The 3388-nt window shown below is 38.1% G+C and carries 6 protein-coding genes; 2 read left to right on the top strand and 4 right to left on the bottom strand.

Annotated elements, in window-relative coordinates; genetic code table 11:
• Positions 1-275, top strand: a 275-nt coding sequence (locus Tfer_RS16845) for a hypothetical protein (RefSeq protein WP_207642461.1), incomplete at its 5' end; no start/stop codon positions are given.
• A 728-nt stretch (positions 276-1003) separates the two neighbouring features.
• The gene (locus Tfer_RS16770; RefSeq protein ID WP_052219182.1) at positions 1004-1513 is read left to right on the top strand and encodes a hypothetical protein; all 510 of its coding nucleotides are present in this window, start codon (positions 1004-1006) and stop codon (positions 1511-1513) included.
• 52 nt (positions 1514-1565) lie between these two features.
• On the opposite strand, the gene Tfer_RS15525 is transcribed toward Tfer_RS16770, so the two are convergent.
• The 4 genes from Tfer_RS15525 to Tfer_RS16670 form a co-directional block, all read right to left on the bottom strand.
• Complete coding sequence (locus Tfer_RS15525) at positions 1566-1805, bottom strand: hypothetical protein (RefSeq protein ID WP_052219181.1); 240 nt, start codon at positions 1803-1805, stop codon at positions 1566-1568.
• A 76-nt stretch (positions 1806-1881) separates the two neighbouring features.
• Positions 1882-2091, bottom strand: a complete 210-nt coding sequence (locus Tfer_RS17345) for an N-acetylmuramoyl-L-alanine amidase (RefSeq protein WP_427916571.1) — start codon at positions 2089-2091, stop codon at positions 1882-1884.
• Between the two features lie 174 nt (positions 2092-2265).
• Complete coding sequence (locus Tfer_RS15520) at positions 2266-2757, bottom strand: hypothetical protein (RefSeq protein WP_052219180.1); 492 nt, start codon at positions 2755-2757, stop codon at positions 2266-2268.
• A 167-nt stretch (positions 2758-2924) separates the two neighbouring features.
• The coding region (locus Tfer_RS16670) for a hypothetical protein (protein WP_160315580.1) at positions 2925-3388 on the bottom strand (464 nt) is incomplete at its 5' end.

The raw sequence follows: 3388 nt of genomic DNA, 5'->3' as shown, positions 1-3388 counted from the left end.
AAGCATATCAGACAACGAGGTTATTTTGGTCAAAAACATCCGTTTTTGTTTGCCGAAATTCATCCATTTTATTTTACCACTTACAGATTATTCAACAGTCAGAGAAAAGTAAACAAGAATTGCTTGATTTTATTGAAAAGTATAATTCTGGTGAAATAAGTATGAATCATACTAATGACCCCGATGCAGTAACTGCATTAGTAAGTATTCCTACCAATTGGGAGTACTGGGTTTGTAAGTTTGCGGGAGCTTTGTCTTGCACATGGCTTGCGTAATCTTTATAGAACTACCTCCTGTAATGTTAGCATGTATAGTTTTCCACTTGTTGCATTTGGAGTTTTCTGGATTATAATCGGTTTGATTCAGGTTAGATCTTGGAACAGTTTCTACGACCATAGAATCGCATTAATTAAATGGGTCATTATTTTTTTGATAGCACTAATGTTCATTCAGGCAATATTATTTTACATTAGTACTCAGCCTTTTTTCTATAAAGGTATTATTTTAGCAGTAAATCTATTATTAGAAATAGCACTTATTGTCTTTTTTAAAGAAAAGAACCAAAATTGAAAACAGTTGAGCATGCCATAACACCGGCAAAGCGCTGGCCCTGCCGGCGTTAAACCGTTACTCAATACGCTCAATTGCGGAAATAAATAAATGTGTTTATATGATTGTATGTAAACATGTAATTGTGGTAAATCTCAATCAACCCCCAGCCGATACCGGCTGTCTTACTGCTGCACAAAAAATTTTCCTACCTGGATGTAATTCTTCAAGGCAGGAAAGTTTTTTTGCTCCAGGGGTTGACCTGGTTGTCGCTTCCAAATTTCTATGTCAGTAAAAAGAGCTTTTTTCTAAAATTATTTGACACAAAATCGTTTGTCCGGTATATTAGTCCTATCGGTCGATAGGGTCGTTTTTAGGCCTAAAACAGGAAAAGACCTTTACGGGCTGTGTTGTTTAGCGACGCCACTCCCGAAAAGGTCTCCCAACACCCCCAATGGAGGGGATATCAATAATTATTATACTACCTTTTTCCGGCGGCGTCACTGCCTATTTATCTAAAATTGAAAATTGGTATCGGACAACCATGCATTCCTGCCCTCGCTGCAATGGCAAGACCAGGGAAAAACCACGCGTCCGTTTCGCTCAGTGTGCTAAAGAACTTCGTTATTTAGACCCCGTGCTGCTGGATAAATACTTCCTTTGGGAGGAAACCTTTGACATTAATTTTGATGTGGATTCCCGTTCTCCCCTGGCCTTAATCCTTACAGGTCAGCCTGAACTCCGGGACCGCCTCAAACTCAGGGCGCTCAGGGCCATTGACCAGCGCATTAATGTCCGGTTTCACTTGAATGGCTTATCTGACGCTGTCACCCGTGAGCAGTACACTATTGATGCCACAACCGTCGCCAGGGTTTTGCTGAACGGAAGTAATATTTACTCTGACAAAGAGGGCTGTTCTTCACCCTTTCTACTGCCAATGGCAGTTGAAACTAAACATTTCTAAAACGTCATGCAATTCGGGAAATGTTCACTTCCAACTGACATGACGGCTGGAATTACACTGTCAAATAGTTCTGGAAGCGACACTCAACCCCTATTATTTCTTTAACCCACACTTTGATATTAAATAGGGTAAATTTCCCTTCGGGCAATGTCAACAAACCAAGTTGGCCATCTGTAACGGCGAGAAAACTGGAACGTCCCCAGACATTCTTTTTTACATTTGTACCCCCATACTGGCACCCAGCAATATCCAATACGACCATTAAAATTAGTAAGACAACAGCTTTCTTCATTTAATCCTTCCGTATTGAAAAGAAGATGAACCTCCGCCACAGTGGAGTTTAAGTAGCGGAGGCTTTTGATTAATTCTTAGGCATAAAGCTTTGCCGGCATCTGTGTATCCCTGAGTACTTGGAAATCACCCTGATAAGGTTCTCTGTGGAGGGGCAATGAAGTTATGCTGGAAATGGATGATACTATTCTTTTACCCAACCAATAACTGTTAGTAGTATCGTGATTTTGCGGATATATCGCAGTACACCCACGGACAGATGTGTTAGAACTGGTATTATTGTGAATACTTAAGATCTCTTTCTTGCTCGCTTAATCATGGATCTTCACTTTTTCATATTAAGCCTGGATGACGTTTTATCAAGCTCAATCTGCTTGGGATTGACCCGCTGTAAGTATCCTGCGCAGTTAACGCCGAATAGCTTGGAATTAAAGAAAACATAGCTAAAAATATCTTAGTAATTAAAGATTTCTGCCAAACTCATCAAGACGTTTATATATATCGGAAGCCGATTCATTTTCGGCAGTAAATAGGCCCAAAGTGCGCACCATTCGACGAAGTTTTTTTGTGTAATCTTCAAGTTTTGAAATGTCGTTTTGAACTAATTTACCCTTTGAAGTCTTGGTCAAGATTTCATCAACTAAATTTTTACCCAATTCATGAAATTCTATTATCGATTTGGGCATGGAGACATGATTGATTATTGGGTCCAAATACGTAAACTCTCCTTTAGCTAACATCAGCCTACCTACAAAATCTGAATGTTTGTCTTTCATATCAAGAGCAGCCTGCAATAAATTAAGTATTTGACACTGGCTGGACATATACATTTTATAATCATAAACTGCCGATTGCTCCCGTTTTTTCCACATACCGTAACCAAGCGCTAATAACAATAATGAAATTACGCACAGAAATAATATTGCAAATTTTGGTAATGAATTGTTACTCATTCTATCCTCCCGCAAATTTTAATTTATCTTTGTATTTTATAATATCAATTCAAAGAGCTTTTAGCTAAATAATATATTTGTCTTTTTTACCGAACTACTTTTTTACTAAAAACTTGCACAATTGGTAATGGGCAGAAAAATCTCTGCCCATCACTAATTTTAATAATTTAATAATAATATTGAAACGTTTCACTTGCTTCTTCATTAACACCAGTTATCCATGAAAAAGATATGCCCCACGGATAAGATACAGAAGGATTAGAAACTGCCATTTGGGTGTGTCCATAAGCAATTTTCATCTGCATATCCCTAAGTTTATATCCTACAGTTACCTTTACAAAACCCCAGCCTTCTGCTGCCCACATTTTGTTATAAGAATCCCATAAAGGAAATTTAGCCTGAGCAGTATTAGTACCCGCCAGGGCAAAATTATATTGTTTTGTATACGACGTTGGACTCCCTATTGTTGTTGCTTTATATGTTACAACATTATAAGATTCTGCTGTAAGTAATGACATATTAGGATCCCAACCCGCTCCAATAATATCAGTACTTAAGTAAAGAGGTTTACTACTCCATGACCAACTAAAACCTGTCTTCCAATAAGACCGATCATTTTTTGAGTCATACC

Origin of the sequence: Thermincola ferriacetica (genome assembly GCF_001263415.1) — a bacterium.
Taxonomy (GTDB): domain Bacteria; phylum Bacillota; class Thermincolia; order Thermincolales; family Thermincolaceae; genus Thermincola; species Thermincola ferriacetica.
Note: the sequence above shows the minus strand (reverse complement) of the source record. Positions and strands in the feature narration are given on the sequence as shown.